General features: G+C 63.5%; 11 protein-coding genes. 7 read left to right on the forward strand and 4 right to left on the reverse strand.

What is annotated here, in order from left to right; genetic code table 11:
* The first annotated feature begins 40 nt into the window (after nt 1–40).
* Entirely contained in the window at nt 41–613 is a 573-nt protein-coding gene (locus AC3D25_RS10160) for a phasin family protein (protein WP_488888280.1), read from the forward strand.
* Between the two features lie 158 nt (nt 614–771).
* Here AC3D25_RS10160 and lpdA read toward each other — a convergent pair whose 3' ends face one another.
* From lpdA to aceE, 3 genes are all read right to left on the reverse strand, one after another.
* Complete coding sequence (gene lpdA, locus AC3D25_RS10165) at nt 772–2,859, reverse strand: dihydrolipoyl dehydrogenase (RefSeq protein WP_488888281.1); 2,088 nt, start codon at nt 2,857–2,859, stop codon at nt 772–774.
* Between the two features lie 137 nt (nt 2,860–2,996).
* A complete protein-coding gene (aceF, locus tag AC3D25_RS10170; protein WP_488888282.1) occupies nt 2,997–4,637 on the reverse strand; it encodes a dihydrolipoyllysine-residue acetyltransferase in 1,641 nt (546 codons plus the stop codon).
* Nucleotides 4,638–4,725: 88 nt separating this feature from the next.
* Nucleotides 4,726–7,422 (reverse strand): pyruvate dehydrogenase (acetyl-transferring), homodimeric type, encoded by a 2,697-nt coding sequence (gene aceE / locus AC3D25_RS10175; RefSeq protein ID WP_488888283.1) that lies wholly within the window; start codon nt 7,420–7,422, stop codon nt 4,726–4,728.
* A 270-nt stretch (nt 7,423–7,692) separates the two neighbouring features.
* On the opposite strand from aceE, the gene fixL reads away from it, so the two are divergent.
* From fixL to AC3D25_RS10205, 6 genes are all read left to right on the forward strand, one after another.
* Nucleotides 7,693–10,221 carry an oxygen sensor histidine kinase FixL gene (gene fixL, locus AC3D25_RS10180; RefSeq protein WP_488888284.1) on the forward strand — a complete coding sequence of 843 codons (2,529 nt, stop codon included), beginning with the start codon at nt 7,693–7,695 and terminating at the stop codon, nt 10,219–10,221.
* The gene (fixJ, locus tag AC3D25_RS10185) at nt 10,218–10,856 is read left to right on the forward strand and encodes an oxygen response regulator transcription factor FixJ (RefSeq protein WP_488888285.1); all 639 of its coding nucleotides are present in this window, start codon (nt 10,218–10,220) and stop codon (nt 10,854–10,856) included. The genes fixL and fixJ overlap by 4 nt, the downstream gene beginning before the upstream one ends.
* Nucleotides 10,857–11,471: 615 nt before the next feature.
* The gene (locus tag AC3D25_RS10190; protein WP_488889659.1) at nt 11,472–12,854 is read left to right on the forward strand and encodes a DUF3300 domain-containing protein; all 1,383 of its coding nucleotides are present in this window, start codon (nt 11,472–11,474) and stop codon (nt 12,852–12,854) included.
* Nucleotides 12,855–12,916: 62 nt separating this feature from the next.
* Nucleotides 12,917–13,858 carry a DUF2950 domain-containing protein gene (locus tag AC3D25_RS10195; RefSeq protein WP_488888286.1) on the forward strand — a complete coding sequence of 314 codons (942 nt, stop codon included), beginning with the start codon at nt 12,917–12,919 and terminating at the stop codon, nt 13,856–13,858.
* A gap of 482 nt (nt 13,859–14,340) precedes the next feature.
* Nucleotides 14,341–15,198 (forward strand): bifunctional methylenetetrahydrofolate dehydrogenase/methenyltetrahydrofolate cyclohydrolase FolD, encoded by an 858-nt coding sequence (gene folD, locus AC3D25_RS10200; protein ID WP_488888287.1) that lies wholly within the window; start codon nt 14,341–14,343, stop codon nt 15,196–15,198.
* Nucleotides 15,199–15,355: 157 nt separating this feature from the next.
* Nucleotides 15,356–17,485: a M3 family metallopeptidase gene (locus tag AC3D25_RS10205; RefSeq protein ID WP_488888288.1), complete on the forward strand. Its 2,130-nt coding sequence runs from the start codon at nt 15,356–15,358 to the stop codon at nt 17,483–17,485.
* A gap of 65 nt (nt 17,486–17,550) precedes the next feature.
* Here AC3D25_RS10205 and AC3D25_RS10210 read toward each other — a convergent pair whose 3' ends face one another.
* On the reverse strand, nt 17,551–18,867 hold the full coding sequence (locus AC3D25_RS10210; RefSeq protein ID WP_488888289.1) for an amidohydrolase family protein: 1,317 nt from the start codon (nt 18,865–18,867) through the stop codon (nt 17,551–17,553).
* Between the last annotated feature and the right edge of the window lie 148 nt (nt 18,868–19,015).

A 19,015-nucleotide genomic window follows, 5' to 3' on the forward strand; every position in this document is an offset into this window, starting at 1 on the left:
CGACCCGCGATGAATGGGTCGAAAATTTCAGGAGTGTGAGATGACCCTGTTGACCCCCGAACAAATCGCCGCCGCCCAGAAAGCCCAGTTCGACACCCTCTTCGGCCTCACGAACAAGGCGTTCGAAGGCATCGAGAAGCTGGTTGAACTGAATCTGCAAGTCGTGAAGTCGACGCTCGCGGAAGGCCAGGAAAACGCGCAGCGCGCTTTGTCGGTCAAGGACGCGCAAGAATTGCTCGCGCTGCAGGCAAGCCTGGCTCAGCCGGTTGCCGAGAAGGCGCTGTCGTATGGCCGTCACCTGTATGAAATCGCCTCGGCCACGCAAGCTGAATTCACTCGCGTCGCGGAAGCCCAGTTCGAAGAGCAGAACCGCAACGTGCAAACGCTCGTCGACAACGTCGCGAAGAACGCACCGGCAGGCTCGGAAACGGCTGTCGCGGTCATGAAGTCGGCCATCACCGCCGCCAACACGACCTACGAAACGGTTCACAAGGCGACGAAGCAAGCCGTCGAAATCGCGGAAAGCAACTTCAACGCAGCGGCCACCGCAGCGTCGAAGGCAGCGACGCAAGCCGCTGCTCAGGCATCGCGCGGCGCGAAGAAGGCTATCTAAGCTTAATCGCCACGCTTGGCGCTATACCGAAAAACCCGGCCCCGACTCTGCTCTGGCCGGGTTTTTTGTTGCCCGCCCGGTTGGTTAAAGCAAACCGCTGAAGTAAAAAAAGCGCGCCCCTTCCGGGGCGCGCTTTTTTGCATTGCAGCCGAATACGCTTACTTCTTGCGCTGCGGCGGCAAGTCCGTACACACGCCTTCGTACAACTCGGCGGCCATGCCGACCGATTCGCCGAGCGTCGGATGCGGATGGATCGTCTTGCCGATATCCGTCGCGTCCGCGCCCATTTCGATCGCAAGGCACACCTCGCTGATCAGATCGCCGGCGCTCGTTCCGACAATCCCGCCGCCGATAATCCGATGCGTTTCTTCGTCGAAGATCAGCTTCGTGAAGCCTTCATCGCGGCCGTTCGCGATAGCGCGGCCCGACGCGGCCCACGGGAACGTGGCCTTGCCGTACTTGATGCCTTCGGCCTTGCACTGGTCTTCGGTCTTGCCGGCCCACGCCACTTCCGGATCGGTGTAAGCGACCGATGGAATCTGCAGCGCGTCGAAGTACGCCTTCTCGCCGTGCGCCACTTCCGCCGCGACGTGGCCTTCATGCACGGCCTTGTGCGCGAGCATCGGCTGGCCGACCAGATCGCCGATCGCGAAAATGTTCGGCACGTTGGTGCGCATCTGCTTGTCGACGTTGATGAAGCCGCGATCCGTCACGGCCACGCCCGCCTTGTCCGCGCCGATCTTGTTGCCGTTCGGGCTACGGCCCACCGCGACCAGCACGAGGTCGTAACGCTGCGCTTCCGCCGGGGCCTTTTCGCCCTCGAACGTCACGTAGATGCCGTCTTCCTTCGCTTCGGCCTTGGTGGTCTTGGTCTTGAGCATGACGTTCGCGAAGCGTTTCGCGTTGTACTTCTCCCAGACCTTGACGAGATCGCGGTCAGCGCCAGCCATCAAGCCGTCCAGCATTTCCACGACGTCGATTTCCGAGCCGAGCGCCGAATAAACCGTCGCCATTTCCAGCCCGATGATGCCGCCGCCGATCACGAGCATGCGCTTCGGAATCTGGCGCAACTCCAGCGCGCCGGTCGAATCGACCACGCGCGGATCTTCCGGCATGAACGGCAACTTCACGGCCTGCGAACCGGCCGCGATGATCGCCTGCTTGAACTTGACGACCTTCTTGCCGCTCTCGCCCTGCACTTCCATATGGTTCGGATCGACGAAATTGCCGACGCCCGTCACCACTTCCACCTTGCGCGCCTTCGCCATGCCGGCCAGACCGCCGGTCAGCTTCTTGACGACGCCCGATTTGAAATCGCGCAGCTTGTCGAGGTCGATCTGCGGCGCGCCGAACGTGATGCCGTGATGTTCGAGCGCTTTGGCTTCTTCCGTGATGGACGCCGTGTGCAGCAGCGCCTTCGACGGAATGCAACCGACGTTCAGGCAAACGCCGCCGAGCGTGGCGTAGCGTTCCACCAGCACGGTTTTCATGCCGAGATCGGCCGCGCGGAACGCCGCCGAATAACCGCCGGGACCCGCGCCGATCACGAGCATGTCGCATTCGATATCGGCTGCGCCCGCGTACGAACCCGCCTTCGGTGCGGGCGCTGCGGTGGCTTTTTCGGCCGGTTGCGGCGCGGCTGCCGCAGGCTTCGTCTCAACCTGGCTCACGCCGCCGCCCTGGCCTTCGAGCGTCAGAATAAGCGTGCCTTCCGAGACGTTGTCGCCAACCTTGACCTTCACTTCCTTGACCGTACCGGCCGCGGGCGACGGCACATCCATCGTCGCCTTGTCGGATTCGAGCGTGACGAGCGATTGTTCCTTCTCGACCGTATCGCCCGGCTTCACGTGAATTTCGATCACCGGAATGTCCGTGAAATCGCCGATATCCGGCACTTTCACATCTTGCGTGCCACCACCGGCCGCGGCGGGCTTTTGCTCGGCAGGTTTGGACGCAGCCGCTTCCTTCGTCGGCGCGGGCGCAGATGCGGGCGCGGCGGCAGCGGCTTCGGCCGTCTCGATCATCGCGATGACCGAACCTTGCGAGACCTTGTCGCCGGCCTTGACCTTGACTTCCTTGATGGTGCCCGCGAGGTCGCTCGGCACTTCCATCGTGGCTTTGTCGGTTTCGAGCGTGATGACGCCTTGTTCTTTCTCGATGGCGTCGCCCGCGTTGATGCTGACTTCGATGACTTCGACGTCGGTGAAGTCGCCGATATCGGGTACTTTTAATTCGACGAGACTCATGTTGTCCCCTAAAGATAGTGCGGAGCGAACCGGACGCGATGAATGTGCGCCCGGTTGGCCGTCGGCAGACGCGAATGCAGGTTCAGTGAATGCAAGGCCGGCGAACCCCGAAACAGGGTCCGCCAAACACTAGCGAATCACAGAATCACCCGACGGAAGTCCGCCAGAATCCCCGACAAATACGCATTGAAGCGCGCAGCTTCCGCCCCGTCGATCACCCGGTGATCGTAGGACAGCGACAGCGGCAGCGTCAGACGCGGCACGAACTGCTTGCCGTCCCAGACCGGTTTCATCGCGCCGCGCGAGAGCCCGAGAATCGCGACTTCCGGCGCGTTGATGATCGGCGTGAAGTGCGTGCCGCCGATGCCGCCGAGCGACGAAATCGAGAAGCAGCCGCCTTGCATCTGATCGGGCTTCAGCTTGCCGTCGCGCGCCGCCTTCGACAACTCGGCCATTTCCTTCGCGATATCGACGAGACCCTTCTGATCCGCGTTGCGGATGACCGGCACCATCAGGCCGTTCGGGGTATCGGCGGCGAAACCGATGTTGTAATACTGCTTGAAGACGAGGTTGTCGCCGTCGAGGCTCGCGTTGAAGGTCGGGAATTTCTTCAGCGCGGAAACGACTGCCTTGATGACGAACGCGAGCATCGTGAACTTCACGCCCGCTTTCTCGTTTTCCTTGTTCAACTGCACGCGCAGCGCTTCGAGCTCGGTGATATCGGCTTCGTCGTTGTTCGTGACGTGCGGAATCATCACCCAGTTGCGATGCAGGTTCGCACCCGAGATTTTCTTGATGCGCGAAAGCGGTTTCGGATCGACCGGACCGAACTTCGTGAAATCGACCTTCGGCCACGGCAGCAGGCCCAGTTCGCCACCACCGCCGCCAGCCGGCGCGGCAGCCGCCGCGGGCGTTGCGCCAGTTCCGGACATCACGCCCTTCACGAACGCGGTGATATCGGCCTGCGTGATGCGTCCTTTCGGACCCGAACCCGTCACGCGCGATACATCCACGCCCAGCTCGCGCGCGAACTTGCGCACGGAAGGCGATGCATGCGACGAGCGCGCGCCTTCGCCGGCCGGAATCACCGGCGCCTGCGCGAGCGCGGATGGCGCTTCCTTTGCGGCAGGCGCGGCGGCCTTCGGCGCTTCCTGCTTCGGTGCGGCCGCAGTCGTAGCAGGTGCCGCGGCCGGTGCAGCATCTCCGCCTTCGAGAATCACGATCAGCCTGCCTTCCGACACGTTGTCGCCGATCTTCACCTTCAGTTCCTTGACCGTGCCGGCGGCGGGCGACGGTACGTCCATCGTCGCCTTGTCGGATTCGAGCGTGACGAGCGACTGTTCCTTCTCGACCTTGTCGCCGACCTTCACGCCGATCTCGATCACCGGAATGTCCTTGAAGTCGCCGATATCCGGCACCTTCACTTCGACCGTCCCGCCGCCCGAAGCTTGCGGCGCGGCCTTTTCTTCCTTCGCGGGTGCGGGAGCGGCGGCGGGCGCAGCGGCGGCGGCGGCAGCAGCGGGCGCAGCTTCGGCCCCGCCCGCTTCCAGCACGACGATCAACGTGCCCATCGACACGTTATCGCCCACCTTGACCTTCACTTCCTTCACGGTGCCGGCCGCGGAACTCGGCACGTCCATCGTGGCCTTGTCGGATTCGAGCGTGACGAGCGACTGCTCTTTCTCGACGACATCACCCGCTTTCACCAGCACCTCGATCACCGGAATGTCCGTGTAATCGCCGATGTCCGGCACTTTGACTTCGATCGCTTGACTCATTATTAGTGTCTCCTGGGTTGCACGACGCGAAACGCCCCGCCTGAAACCGGGGGGCGTTCACGCCGCGCAACACGCGGGGGGCGATGCCTTAGACGGTCATCGGGTTGGGTTTTGCCGGGTCGAGGTTGTACTTCTTGATAGCCTCGGCGACGACCTTGCGCTCGATTGCGCCTTCGTCCGCAAGCGCGTTGAGCGCCGCGACGGTGACCCAGTAACGGTCGACCTCGAAGAAGTGGCGCAGCGCTTCACGCGTATCCGAACGGCCGTAGCCGTCCGTGCCGAGCACCACGAACTTGTTCGGCACGAAGGCGCGGATCTGATCGACGAGCGCGCGCACGTAATCGGTCGATGCAATCACCGGACCCTTCGCATCCTTCAGAAGCTTGGTGACATGCGACACCTTGCGTTCTTCGGTCGGGTTGAGCAGGTTCCAGCGCTCGATCGCCTGGCCTTCGCGAGCCAGTTCGGTGAAGCTCGGCACGCTCCACAGGTCGGCGGCGACACCCCAGTCGTTCTTGAGCAGGTCGGCAGCAGCGATGACTTCGTTAAAGATCGTGCCCGCGCCCATCAGTTGAACGCGCGGCGCTTTCGCGTCGGCGTCGGACTTCCTGAACGCGTACATGCCCTTGATGATGTCGGAGGCAACCGAGTCACCCTGCGGAATCGCCGGATGCTCGTAGTTCTCGTTCATCACTGTGACGTAGTAGTACACGTCTTCCTGATCCGCGACCATGCGGCGCAGGCCGTCCTGCATGATGACCGCGAGTTCGTAACCGAACGTCGGGTCGTAGCTCACGCAGTTCGGCACCGATGCCGCCCACAGAAGCGAATGGCCGTCTTCGTGCTGCAAGCCTTCGCCATTGAGCGTCGTGCGGCCCGCCGTGCCGCCGAGCAGGAAACCGCGCGAACGCATGTCGCCCGCGGCCCACGCCAGATCGCCGATACGCTGGAAGCCGAACATCGAATAGAAGATGTAGAACGGGATCATGATCTCGCCGTGCGTCGAATACGACGTCGCGGCCGCAATCCAGTCACACATCCCGCCGGCTTCGTTGATCCCTTCCTGCAGGATCTGACCGGTTTCCGATTCGCGATAGAACATCAGCTGGTCGGAATCTTCCGGAATGTACTTCTGGCCGTCCTGATTCCAGATACCAATCTGGCGGAACAGGCCTTCCATGCCGAAAGTGCGCGACTCGTCCGGAACGATCGGCACGATGCGCTTGCCGAGTGCCTTGTCCTTCAAAAGGATATTGAGAATCCGCACGAACGCCATCGTCGTGGAGATTTCGCGGCCTTCGCCCGTGCCCTTCAGCACCGGTTCGAACACGGAAAGATCCGGCACCGGCAGCGATTCCGCCTTCTGGCGACGCGCCGGCAGATAGCCGCCGAGTTCCTGACGGCGAGTGCGCATGTACTCGAGTTCCTTCGAACCTTCGTCGAACGTCAGATACGGCACGTCGACGATCTGCTCGTCGGAAATCGGCAGCTTGAACTGGTCGCGGAATTTCTTCAGCGTCTCGATCGGCAGCTTCTTCTGCTGGTGGGTGATGTTCATCGCCTGGCCGTGCTCGCCCATGCCGTAACCTTTGATGGTCTTGGCGAGGATGACGGTCGGCGAGCCCTTCGCCTTTTGCGCCTGATCGTAGGCTGCGTAAATCTTGTGCGGATCGTGGCCGCCGCGGTTCAGGTTCCAGATGTCTTCGTCGGACCAGTCGGAGACCAGCGCCTTCAGTTCCGGCGTGTTGAAGAAGTGTTCGCGCACGAACGCGCCCGATTCCGACTTGTACGTCTGATATTCGCCGTCGACCACTTCCATCATCCGGCGCATCAGCGCGCCCGATTTGTCGCGTGCGAACAGTGCATCCCAGCGGCTGCCCCACACCACCTTGATGACGTTCCAGCCCGCCCCGCGGAACTCGCTTTCGAGTTCCTGGATGATCTTGCCGTTGCCGCGCACCGGGCCGTCGAGACGCTGCAAATTGCAGTTGATCACGAAGACGAGGTTGTCGAGGCGTTCGCGCCCCGCCATGCCGATCGCGCCGAGCGATTCCGGCTCGTCCGTTTCGCCGTCGCCGAGGAACGCCCAGACCTTCCGGCCTTCGGTTTTCGCCATGCCGCGCGCGGCCATGTACTTCATGAAGCGCGCCTGATAGATCGCCATGATCGGGCCGAGGCCCATCGAGACGGTCGGGAATTGCCAGAAATCCGGCATCAGCCACGGATGCGGATACGACGAAATGCCCTCGCCGCCCACTTCCTGGCGGAAGTTGTTCAGTTGCTTTTCGGTCAGCCGGCCGAGCAGGAACGCGCGCGAGTACACACCCGGCGACGAATGGCCCTGCACGAACACGAGATCGCCGCCATGTTCCGGCGACGGTGCGTGCCAGAAATGGTTGAAGCCGACGTCGTAAAGCGTCGCGGCGGAGGCGAACGACGCGATGTGGCCGCCGACGTTCGTGTCCTTGCCCGCGCGCAGCACCATCGCGATGGCGTTCCAGCGCGTGTACGAGCGAATACGGTGTTCGATGTCCTGGTCGCCAGGAATCTTCGCCTGGTTGATGACCGGAATCGTGTTGATGTACGGCGTGTTCGCGGAGAACGGCAGGTGTTCGCCGTGCACGCGCGCAAATTCGATCTGCTTCTCGATCAGGTAGTGCGCGCGGTCGGGGCCGACCGCGGAAATCACGCCGTCGAGCGCTTCGAGCCACTCGGCGGTTTCCTGCGGATCGTCGTCGTTTGCGTTGGCGACATACTTCATCACTTCGTCGGGTACAGCGGACATGCTCGTCTCCTGATTTGAGGAACGCTCTTTGAACAGACGACGCGAACCCAATGGGCACGGCCGCGTGCGGCAATTCTAAAGAGGCTCCAGACCATCACGCAAGGAATTTTTCGAATCATGAGAGTTCATCTCATAATGCGGAAAATTGCTGCAACGCACCGTCAATTGATTTATTTTTGATAGACGATTCGTTACCTTGCGACCATTTGAAGGTGTTTTCCCGTATTTTTACGCCATTTAACAATCGGACGCTGCGTTACAATTGCCGCCATGTTCACCGACCGGCTTTTCGCACGCTCGGCACGATCGCGGGCTCATGGCCCGGACTCGGCGCCTTCCCGCTGGCACCACGGACCGTGGTGGTCGAACTCCTATTTGCTCACGCCGCTGATCTCCATTCTGGTGTTTCTGGTGGTGATGAGCCTGATTCTGTGGAGCCTGAACAGGCGCGAACAGCAGCAGCAAGAGGACACGCTATATAGAAACGTCGCGTGGGCTCAGCAGCAGATTCGCCTTTCCATGACCGGAGCGCAAGAACAGATTCAGGCGCTTTCCCGCGATATCGCGAGCGGTCACGGCGATCCCCAAACTTTTCAGACGTCCACCACGGACATCATGCAGGGTCATCCCGAGATCCTGTACATGAACTGGTACACGAGCGAGCACAAGCCGCGCTGGCCGAACACGCCGCTGCCGGTGCTCGGCTCCCGGCTTGCCAAGCCGAGCGACACGCAAATGGACGAAGCGGTCCAGGCGTCGTTCGAGGAAGCCCGCACCACGCGCCGCCAGACCTATTCGCCGCTGCTCTACGACGACCTCGGCAACGGCTACATCACGCTGCAGACGCCGGTGTTTCGCGACCGCGACTTCTTAGGCTCGATCGCGGCGGTGTTTTCGATCGAAGGCATTCTCAAGCACGATATCCCGGCCGAGTTGTCCGCGAAGTACAAGATTTCGATCACCGATCTGAACAATCGCGAACTCGCGACCACGTCGAGCCGCCCGCGCCTGCCGCGCGACATGTTCTACGACTTGCCGCTCGATCCGCCGGGACAAGGCGTTTCGGTGCGCGTTTACTCCTACCCGCAACTGACGAATTTCACGAACAACACGCTCGTCTGGCTGGTCGCGGGGTTGTCGTGTTTCGTGCTGTGGAGCCTCTGGAGCCTCTGGAAGCACACGCGGCAGCGCTTCGAGGCGCAACAGGCGCTGTACGCCGAAGCGTTTTTCCGGCGCGCGATGGAAAACTCCGTGCTGATCGGCATGCGCGTGCTCGACATGCACGGGCGCATCACGCACGTGAATCCCGCGTTTTGCCGGATGACCGCGTGGGACGAAAGCGATCTCGTCGGCAAGACGGCGCCGTTTCCGTACTGGCCACGTGATTCGTTCCCGGAAATGCAGCGTCAACTCGACATGACTTTGCGCGGCAAAGCGCCCTCGTCCGGCTTCGAATTGCGCGTGCGCCGCAAGGACGGCTCGTTCTTCCACGCGCGGCTTTACGTGTCGCCGCTGATCGACAGTTCGGGGCGGCAGACCGGCTGGATGTCGTCGATGACGGATATCACCGAGCCGAAGCGCGCGCGCGAGGAACTCGCCGCCGCACACGAACGCTTCACGACCGTGCTCGAAAGTCTCGACGCGGCCGTGTCCGTGCTCGCCGCCGACGAAGCCGAATTGCTCTTCGCGAACCGCTATTACCGGCATCTGTTCGGCATCCGCCCGGACGGCCATCTGGAACTCGCGGGCGCGGGTTTCGACACGGCGCAAACCTCATCCGACACGATCGACATGGTCGATACCTACGCGGGTCTGCCCACCACGGCGCTCACCGAGAGCACGGCGGACGCGCAGGAAGTGTATGTGGAAGGCATCCAGAAGTGGTTCGAAGTGCGCCGCCAGTACATTCAGTGGGTGGACGGCCATCTCGCGCAGATGCAGATCGCGACCGACATCACGCAGAGGAAGCAAGCGCAGGAACTCGCGCATCAGCAGGAAGAGAAACTCCAGTTCACGAGCCGCCTGATGACGATGGGCGAAATGGCGTCGTCGCTCGCGCACGAACTGAATCAGCCGCTCGCCGCGATCAACAACTATTGCTCCGGTTGCGTGGCAATGGTCAAATCAGGCCGGATGACGCAGGAAAACCTGCTGCCGGTGCTCGAAAAGACCGCGCAACAGGCGGTACGCGCGGGCATGATCATCAAGCGGATCCGCGAATTCGTGAAGCGCAGCGAGCCGAAGCGCCAGCCGACGCGCGTCGCCGATATCGTCGCGGATGCGGTCGGTCTCGCCGAAATCGAGGCGCGAAAGCGCAAGATCCGCATCCTGACCGAGATTCGCTCGCGGATGCCGGTGATTTACGTGGATCCGGTGTTGATCGAGCAGGTTCTCGTGAATTTGCTGAAGAACGCCGCCGAAGCCATGCACGACGCGAAGCCGAACGCCATCGACCCGGTGATTCGCGTGGTCGTGCTGCGCACCGACGGCAATTTCGTTTGCATCAGCGTGGTGGATCAGGGACCGGGCGTCGACGAAGCCACCGCCGAGCGCCTGTTCGAACCGTTTTACAGCACCAAGTCCGATGGCATGGGCATGGGGCTGAACATTTGCCGTTCGATTATCGAATCGCATCGTGGACGCCTGTGGGTAGTGAATAACGTCGAAGCCGACGGCCACGTCACGGGCGCCACGTTCCATTGCAGTCTGCCTATTGGAGAGGCGGACGGCCCGAGCAACGGCGGGTCGGACGCGCTCAGTCAACAAACCAGACAACAAACCGTTACGGGAGAGCTATGAGCAGTCCAGTCACCACTCAGGAAACCGTCTTTGTCGTCGACGATGACGAGGCCGTGCGTGATTCATTGCGCTGGCTGCTTGAAGCCAATGGCTACCGCGTGCAGTGTTTCGCGAGCGCCGAGACGTATCTCGACGCCTACCTGCCGATCTCCCACTCGGGCGCGATCTCGTGCCTGATCCTCGACGTGCGCATGACCGGCATGAGCGGGCTGGAACTGCAGGAACGCCTGATCAGCGAAAACGCCATCCTGCCGATCATCTTCGTGACGGGTCACGGCGACGTGCCGATGGCGGTCTCGACGATGAAAAAAGGCGCGATGGACTTTATCGAAAAGCCGTTCGACGAAGCCGAACTGCGCAAGCTCGTCGAGCGCATGCTCGACAAGGCGCGCAGCGAGAGCTCGAGTGTTCAGCAACAGCGCGCCGCCGCCGAACGGCTCGGCAAGCTGACGGCGCGCGAGCATCAGGTGCTCGAGCGGATCATCGCCGGGCGTCTTAACAAGCAGATCGCCGACGACCTCGGCATCAGCATCAAGACCGTCGAAGCGCACCGCGCGAACATCATGGAAAAGCTGAGCGTGAACACGGTCGCCGACCTGCTTCGCCTCGCGCTGTCCAACAAACCGCAGCAGTAACCAAGCGGCTTCACCTTCCGCACCGGACAGTGCTTGTCCGGTGCGCGTTTCTTCGTCCGCCCCGCCTTCATTGCAGCCCGCTGAACGCGCTCCTCGCGCCGTCTCAGCGCTTTGTGCCGCCGTCTCAGCGTTTCGTGCCGCCGTTTCAGCGCGTCGTGCCGCCGTTTCAGCGCGTCGTGCTTTTTTCGTCCGCCGCGCCTGCGCTGCTCGTGTCGTCCCCTGATTTTTCGGCGCCATCGGCGAGCGCGATCGCACGCGGTGACACCTCGCGGGATATCTGGTATCGGTACTTAACCGGTTCCCGCCGGGCCTGGATCGAAGGCTCGGACGGCCGTCGTCTCGCCCGGGCGCGAGGCGCGCCGGCCGTGGAAAACGGCGTGCCGCATTGCCCGTCCGTCATACTCGTCCGGCTGTCGCACGCCATGCTCGCCGACGCAACCGCCGGCCCCTGTCAAGCGGCCCTCGCCTCCCGGCGAAGGCCCGGAGGAACTGACCGTGAATCGAAACCGCTCGTCCATAACGGGCTTCTTCCGTCTGAATGCGCTGCACGCCGCGCCGCGTTCCTGCCGATTAGTCCTCTGCGCCGCGCTCGTGGCCGCGCCATTCGCGCTCGCCGTGCCGCCCGCCGCGGCGCAAAGCGCCGCGCCGCAGTCTAACGGACAGTCCAACGCGCCCGCGCCAGCCAAACGCACGAACGAACAACTGGACTCGCTGACCGCACCGGTCGCGCTCTATCCCGACGCCCTGCTCGCTCAAGTGCTGATGGCGGCCACCTATCCCGCCGACGTCGATGCGGCCGCCGCGTGGTCGAAGTCGAATCCGAACGTGAAAGGCGACGACGCCGTGAAAGCCGTCGCGTCAATGCCGTGGGATCCGAGCGTCCAGTCGCTCGTCGCGTTCCCGCAGGTGCTCGCGACCATGGTGTCGAAACGCGACTGGATGACCCAGTTGGGCGATGCGTTCATCGCGCAGCCGAACGACGTGATGGATTCCGTGCAGCGCCTGCGCCGCGCCGCGCAGTCGGCGGGCAACCTGAAATCGACCGAGCAGCAGAAAGTGGTCGTGGAACAAAGCACGATCCAGATCCAGCCGACCAGCACGCAAGTCGTCTACGTGCCGACGTATAACCCGACCGTCGTGTACGGCGCGTGGCCGTATCCCGCGTATCCGCCGGTCTACGTGCCGCCGCCGCCCGGTTACGCGATTGCGACGGGGTTCGCGACGGGCATCGCGTTCGGCGTGGGGATCGCGGTGACGAATTCGCTGTGGGGCGGCTTCAACTGGAACAATCACGACGTCAATATCAACGTCAATCGATACAACAACATCAACACGAACAACCGGCTGAACGCGAATTCCGGCAACACGAACTGGAACCGGAACGATCCGCAATTCAACCGGAACAACACGCGTAATAACGTGGGGAATAACGTCGGCAATAACGCGGCGAACCGGCAGAACAACGTGGGCGGCGCGGCCAACCGCGATTCGCGCAACGACCTGCGCGGCCGCGACGACCCGCGCGCCCAGGCCCGTCAGACATTACAAAGCCGCACCGGGCAGGACGTGAGCGGTCCGGCAAACCAGCGCGTACAGGACATCAAGCAAGGCGGCGCACGCGACCAGCGCGGCGGAGGCGCGGGCGGCAATGCGCGCGAACAACGTGGCGGCGGCGCGGGCGGGATGAACAACGACGTCAAGCAGCGTGCGCAAAGCGTGAACCGCGACAGCGCACTGCGCGACGCCGGCGACGGCAATGCCGCGCGCCGCGATACGCAGCGCGGACAGGCGAGCCGCGAATCGCTCGGCGCGCAGCACGGTGGCGGCGGCGGGTTCAACGGCGGTGGCGGAGGCGGCGGTGGTGGACATTTTGGCGGCGGAGGCGGAGGCGGCGGCGCACGCGGCGGTGGACACGTCGGCGGAGGCGGTGGACACGTCGGCGGAGGCGGTGGCGGAGGCCGCATGGGCGGTGGCGGCGGCGGGCACATGCGTCGCTGATTCCAGCGAGCAGCCGGCCTTGGCCTTTATCCACTCAACATTCGCAAATCAGGAGCCGTGAGATGAACCATTCACCCGAACACGCCGTATCGACGATCTCGCGCGCCGCAAACTGCGCGCATCCAGCCTGGGTTCCGGCTTTCGCGCTCGCCTTCGCGCTCCTCGCCGCCGCGCCGGCCGTGCGCGCGCAGGCGTTTTATCCGAGTCCCGATGCGGCGGCCAACGCGTTCGTCGATGCCATCGCGACCACCGATCACGCGGCACTTCGCACCGTGCTCGGCAGCGACTACCAGACCTTCATCCCGACCAGCGAAATCGGTGAAACGGATATTTACGCGTTTCTCGGCGCGTGGTCGAAGGGACACCGGATCGTGACCGACACCGCGCCGCTCGGCGGCCACGCGAGCGCGCACCTCGAGGTGGGCGACAGCGGCTGGACGGTGCCGATTCCGATCGTGCAGCAATCGAAAGGCTGGCGCTTCGATCTGCAAGCGGGCCGCGACGAACTGCTGACTCGCCGGATCGGGCGCAATGAGCAGTCGGCGATTCTCGCGGCGCTCGGCTACGTCGATGCCCAGAACGAGTACAAGCAGTCGCAGCAGCATTACGCCGACCGCTTCGTCAGCAGCGCGAACAAACGCGACGGACTGTTCTGGGTCACCCAGCCCGGCGAGCCGGACAGCCCGCTCGGGCCGCTCGCCGCGACGATGCCGAACGGCACGCTGCCCGCCGACGCTTACCACGGCTATCACTATCGCATCCTGACCGCGCAGGGTCCGCACGTCGACGGCGGCGCGAAGAGTTACCTCGAAAGCGGCGTGCTGACGCGCGGGTATGCGCTGATCGCGTGGCCCGCGAAATACGGCAATACCGGCGTGATGAGCTTTATCGTCAATCAGGACGGGCAGGTTTATCAGAAAAATCTGGGGCCCGCCACGCCGCGCATAGCGGAATCCACCCGCGCCTTCGATCCCGATCCGTCGTGGAAGCCTGTTTCGCCGTGAGCCGGGCGCGAGCCGGTAGCGCGACCGGCAAGCGGCCCACGGTCTAGCGTATTGGAGAACCGGCGTTACGGCGTCCGGCGCGTTGGGCGCGTTGGGCGGCCGGCGCGTTGGCGCGTGGGCGCGTTGGGCGTCCGGCGCGTTGGGCGGCCGGCGCGCTGGGGGTTGGCTCGTTGGGGAATTGCCGCGTCGGGGATTGCCGCGTTGGGAAATTGCCGCGTTGGGGGATTGCCGCGTTGGGGGATTGCCGCGTTGGGGCAACGAAGTACCGCCATACCGGCACATCACCGAACCCGCGCCGCGGCGATCCGCCCATCCGGCCAGCGAGCCTCCGCGCCCGAACCGGTATAATTTAGGGCTTTCCCGCAGCGCCGATGCGCGTGCGTCCCGCCCGAGGCGAATGCTCGCCCTCCCGCCGGTTCGAGCACCCGCCACGCACCGCGCGCGGCGCGCCGCTTCCCTTGCCCACTCTCGACCGACTCACCATGACCGCCCAACTGATCGACGGTATCGCCCTTTCCAAGACAATTCGCGCCGATGTCGCCACGCGCGCCGCCGCACTGGCCGCTCGCGGCCATCAGCCGGGACTGGCCGTGGTGCTGGTCGGCGATAACCCGGCGAGCGAAGTGTATGTGCGCAACAAGGTGAAAGCCTGTCAGGACAACGGTCTGCACTCGGTGTTCGACCGCTTTCCCGCAACGCTCAGCGAAGACGGCCTCCTCGCCCATATCGACACGCTGAACCGCGATCCGGACATCCACGGCATCCTCGTCCAGTTGCCGCTGCCCGCGCATATCGACAGCCACAAGGTGATCGAAGCGATTGCGCCGGAAAAGGACGTCGACGGTTTTCACGTCGCGAACGCAGGCGCGCTGATGACCGGCAAGCCGCTTTTCCGCCCCTGCACGCCCTACGGCGTGATGAAAATGTTCGAGGCTTACAAGATCGATCTGCCGGGCGCGAATGCCGTGGTGATCGGGCGGTCGAATATCGTCGGCAAGCCGATGGCGCTCCTGCTGCTCGAAGCCGGCGCGACCGTCACGATCTGTAACAGCAAGACGCGCGATCTCGCGGCGCACACGCGCACGGCGGATATCGTCGTGGCCGCGACCGGCCGCCGCAACGTGCTGACGGCGGACATGGTGAAGCCGGGCGCGACTGTGATCGACGTCGGCATGAATCGCGACGACGCCGGCAAATTGTGCGGCGACGTCGATTTCGCCAGCGTGCGCGAAGTCGCGGGCTACATCACGCCGGTCCCGGGTGGCGTCGGACCGATGACCATCACCATGCTGCTCGTGAACACCATCGAAGCCGCCGAACGCGCGGCCTCCGTGTCCTAAGCGGCGGAATAAGATCGCCCGCGCCAATCGTCTTCGTAGCGACAAACGATTTGGAAAATGCGCACATCGCCCCAATAATCACCGGGTAACGCCGATTTCCGCGAGCGGCCGCGCCTTGCCGCGCGCCGCTCGCCCCTAATTTGAGAACGGGAGAGCCATGTCCAGTCAGACACCCATCGCGACCGAAGCCACGCCGGGCGATTATTCCGCCAACCCGCTGCTCGATTTCACCGACCTGCCCCGTTTCGGCGAGATTCGTCCGGAACACGTCACGCCCGCCCTCGACCTGCTGCTCGCCGCCGCGAAAAAAGCGATCGATTACGCGAGCGACGCCGCGACGCCCGCCACCTGGCGCGATATCGTCGAATCGGTGGAAGGTCCGTCCGAGCGGCTGTGGCGCGCATGGGGCGTGATCGGCCATTTGAATGCTGTCGCCGATACGCCCGAACTGCGCGCCGTCTACGGTGAAAATCTGCCGCGCGTGACGGAATTTTCCGCGAGCGTCGGCCAGAATCTGGCGCTGTACGAAAAGTACAAAGCCATCGCCGCAAGCGCCGAATTCGCGACGCTGTCGACCGAACGCAAGAAGATTCTCGACAATTCCCTGCGCGATTTCCGCCTGTCCGGAGCGGAATTGCCCGAAGAACAGAAACCGCGTTTTGCGCAATTGCAGGAAGAACAAGCGGCGCTCGCCAAGGCGTTCTCCGACCACGTTCTCGACGCCACCAACGCGTTCGCGCACATCGTCACGCAGGAAAGCGAGCTTGCCGGCCTGCCGGAAGACGTGATCGAAGCGGCGCGCGAGGCTGCGCAAAAAGCGGGCGTCGAAGGCTGGAAATTCACGCTGCACTTCCCTTCGTATTTTCCCGTGCTCCAGTACGCCGAAAGCCGCGCGCTGCGCGAAGCGATGTACCGCGCCTACGTCACGCGGGCGTCGGAACTGGGCGCGCTCTACGGCGAAGGCAAGCCGGAATGGGACAACACGGCGATCGTCGTCGATCAGTTGAAGCTGCGCACCGAAGAAGCCAAGACGCTCGGCTATAACAATTTCGCGGAAGTGTCGCTTGCGCCGAAGATGGCGGAGTCGCCGCGTCAGGTCGCCGAGTTCCTCGAAGATCTGGCGGTGCGCGCGCGGCCTTATGGCGAAAAAGACTGGGCGGAACTGCGCGCCTACGCGGCGAGCGAACTCGGTATGACCGACATGCAGCCGTGGGACACGACGTTCGCCGCCGAACGCTTGCGCCAGCAGCGCTATTCGTTCTCCGAGAACGAAGTGAAGCAGTATTTCCCGCAGGAAGCGGTGTTGAAGGGCCTGTTCAAGGTCACGGAAACGCTCTTCGGCGTGTCGATCCGCCGCGACGAAGCGCCGGTCTGGAATCCGGACGTGCGGTTTTTCCGCGTCGAGAACAAGGACGGCTCGCTGGTTGCGCAGTTCTATCTCGATCTGTACGCCCGCGAAGGCAAGCGCGGCGGCGCGTGGATGGACGACGCGCGCGCGCGTCAGCGGAAAACCGGCGGCAACGTGCAGACGCCCGTCGCGTATCTGACCTGCAATTTCTCCGCGCCGGTGGGCGGCAAGCCCGCGTGTTTCACGCACGACGAAGTCATCACGCTGTTCCACGAATTCGGTCACGGGTTGCATCACATGCTGACGCGCGTGGACGAGCTTGGCGTGTCGGGTATCAACGGTGTCGAGTGGGATGCGGTCGAACTGCCGTCGCAGTTCATGGAGAATTTCTGCTGGGAGTGGGACGTGCTGACCGACATGTCGTCGCACGTCGATACCGGCGCGACCTTGCCGCGCGATCTCTTCGACAAGATGCTTGCGGCGAAGAATTTCCAGAGCGGCCTCGGCACCTTGCGTCAGATCGTGCTGTCCATGTTCGACATCCTGCTGCACACGAACTACGATCCCGCCACGGGCCAGAGCGTCAACGACTACGCGCGCGAGATCAACGAACGCTTCCACGTCATTCCGCAAGCGCCGTTTTCGCGCTGGACCAACACGTTCAGCCACATTTTCGCGGGCGGCTACGCGGCGGGCTATTACAGCTATAAATGGGCGGAAGTGCTCTCGGCCGATGCCTACGCGGCGTTCGAGGAAGCGGCGAAGCTCGGCGGCGGATCGGTGCTCGATGCGGCGACGGGCACGCGTTATCGTCGCGAGATTCTGGAAGTGGGCGGCAGCCGGCCCGCGATGGAATCGTTCAAGGCGTTTCGCGGACGCGAGCCGACCATCGACGCGCTGCTGCGGCATAACGGCATGACGCCGGCTGCCGCGCACTAAGCGAGTAAGTCGAAAAAAAGGGAGCGTCTGGCTCCCTTTTTTCATGGCCTCAGACGCCGCCGCCCTTATCGTTCGAGCCTGAAATTCACCTCGCGCGGACGTCCTTCCAGCGCGAGCGTCGCGCGCATCGCGGGCGCGCGGCTCACCACCTTGCCGCGCCGGATCACCGCCGTGCGGGCCGCGCGCAGCCGGATCGCCTCGACCGGATCGCGGGCGTCGAGCACCACGCAGTCCGCGTTGCAGCCCACCGCGATCCCGTACCCTTCGATCCCGAGAATCTTCGCGGGCGTGGTCGTCACGGCTTCGAAGGCGGCGCGCATCGCGTCCAGGCCGGTCATCTGCGCGACGTGCAAGCCCATGTGCGCCACCTCCAGCATGTCGCCCGAACCGAGGCTATACCACGGGTCCATCACGCAATCGTGGCCGAACGCCACGTCGATCCCCGCCGCCATCAATTCGGGCACGCGCGTCATGCCGCGCCGCTTCGGATACGTATCCGCGCGACCTTGCAGCGTAATGTTGATCAACGGATTCGCGATGGCCGCGACGCCCGATTCACGCATCAGCGGAATCAGCTTGCTGACGTAATAGTTGTCCATCGAGTGCATCGAGGTCAGATGCGAGCCGGTCACGCGCCCGTGCAGCCCGAGCCGATGCGTTTCGGCCGCGAGCGTTTCGATGTGGCGCGACATCGGATCGTCGGATTCGTCGCAATGCATGTCCACGCGCAGGCCCTTGTCCGCCGCGAATTCGCACAGCAATTTCACCGATGCCGCGCCGTCCGCCATCGTGCGTTCGAAATGCGGAATGCCGCCGACCACATCGACACCCATTCCGATCGCCCGCTTCAGGTTCTCGAACGCGCCCGCGTGCCGCAGGATGCCGTCCTGCGGAAACGCGACCAGTTGCAAATCGAGATACGGCTTCACGCGCCGCTTCACTTCCAAGAGCGCCTCGACGGCGAGCAGACGCGGATCGCAGACATCGACATGCGAACGGATTGCGAGCAGCCCGCGCGCGACCGCCCAGTCGCAATACTGCATGGCGCGCTCGACAAGCGCTTCCTGCGTCAAATCCGGCTTCAGTTCGCCCCAGAGCGCGATGCCTTCGAGCAGCGTGCCCGACGCGTTCACGCGCGGCAGGCCGTAGGACAGCGTCGCGTCCATATGAAAATGCGCATCGACGAACGGCGCGCTGACGAGCGAGCCGTCCGCATCGATTTCCTCGCGCGCCGTGGCCGCCAGACGCGGCTCGATCGCCGCGATTTTCCCGGCTTCGATGCCGATATCGACAAGCCCGTCGACGAGCGTATCGGCAAGGGTTTCGGTAACCCCCGGCCCGCGCGAATGTGCGAGCGCGGCGCGGCGAATGATCAGGTCCATGAACGAATCCTCGTGCGGAATGTGAAAGCGTTGAACGATTGTAGCGGGATAGAAAAGCGCTGGATCGGGGCGGAGTAAAAGCGGACGCGGACGTGTCGAAAAAATGGCGCGGGAGTCCCGTAAAATGCAGCCTTTCTTCACCCGAACC

The organism is Caballeronia sp. SL1002 (assembly GCF_057814995.1).

Coding starts and splice junctions, on each gene's coding strand:
- AC3D25_RS10195 (WP_488888286.1), top strand. CDS start 12,917: ATGAACCATTCACCCGAACACGCCGTATCGACGATCTCGCGCGCCGCA.
- lpdA (WP_488888281.1), bottom strand. CDS start 2,859: ATGAGTCTCGTCGAATTAAAAGTACCCGATATCGGCGACTTCACCGAC.
- fixJ (WP_488888285.1), top strand. CDS start 10,218: ATGAGCAGTCCAGTCACCACTCAGGAAACCGTCTTTGTCGTCGACGAT.
- AC3D25_RS10160 (WP_488888280.1), top strand. CDS start 41: ATGACCCTGTTGACCCCCGAACAAATCGCCGCCGCCCAGAAAGCCCAG.
- folD (WP_488888287.1), top strand. CDS start 14,341: ATGACCGCCCAACTGATCGACGGTATCGCCCTTTCCAAGACAATTCGC.
- aceE (WP_488888283.1), bottom strand. CDS start 7,422: ATGTCCGCTGTACCCGACGAAGTGATGAAGTATGTCGCCAACGCAAAC.
- AC3D25_RS10210 (WP_488888289.1), bottom strand. CDS start 18,867: ATGGACCTGATCATTCGCCGCGCCGCGCTCGCACATTCGCGCGGGCCG.
- AC3D25_RS10205 (WP_488888288.1), top strand. CDS start 15,356: ATGTCCAGTCAGACACCCATCGCGACCGAAGCCACGCCGGGCGATTAT.
- fixL (WP_488888284.1), top strand. CDS start 7,693: ATGTTCACCGACCGGCTTTTCGCACGCTCGGCACGATCGCGGGCTCAT.
- aceF (WP_488888282.1), bottom strand. CDS start 4,637: ATGAGTCAAGCGATCGAAGTCAAAGTGCCGGACATCGGCGATTACACG.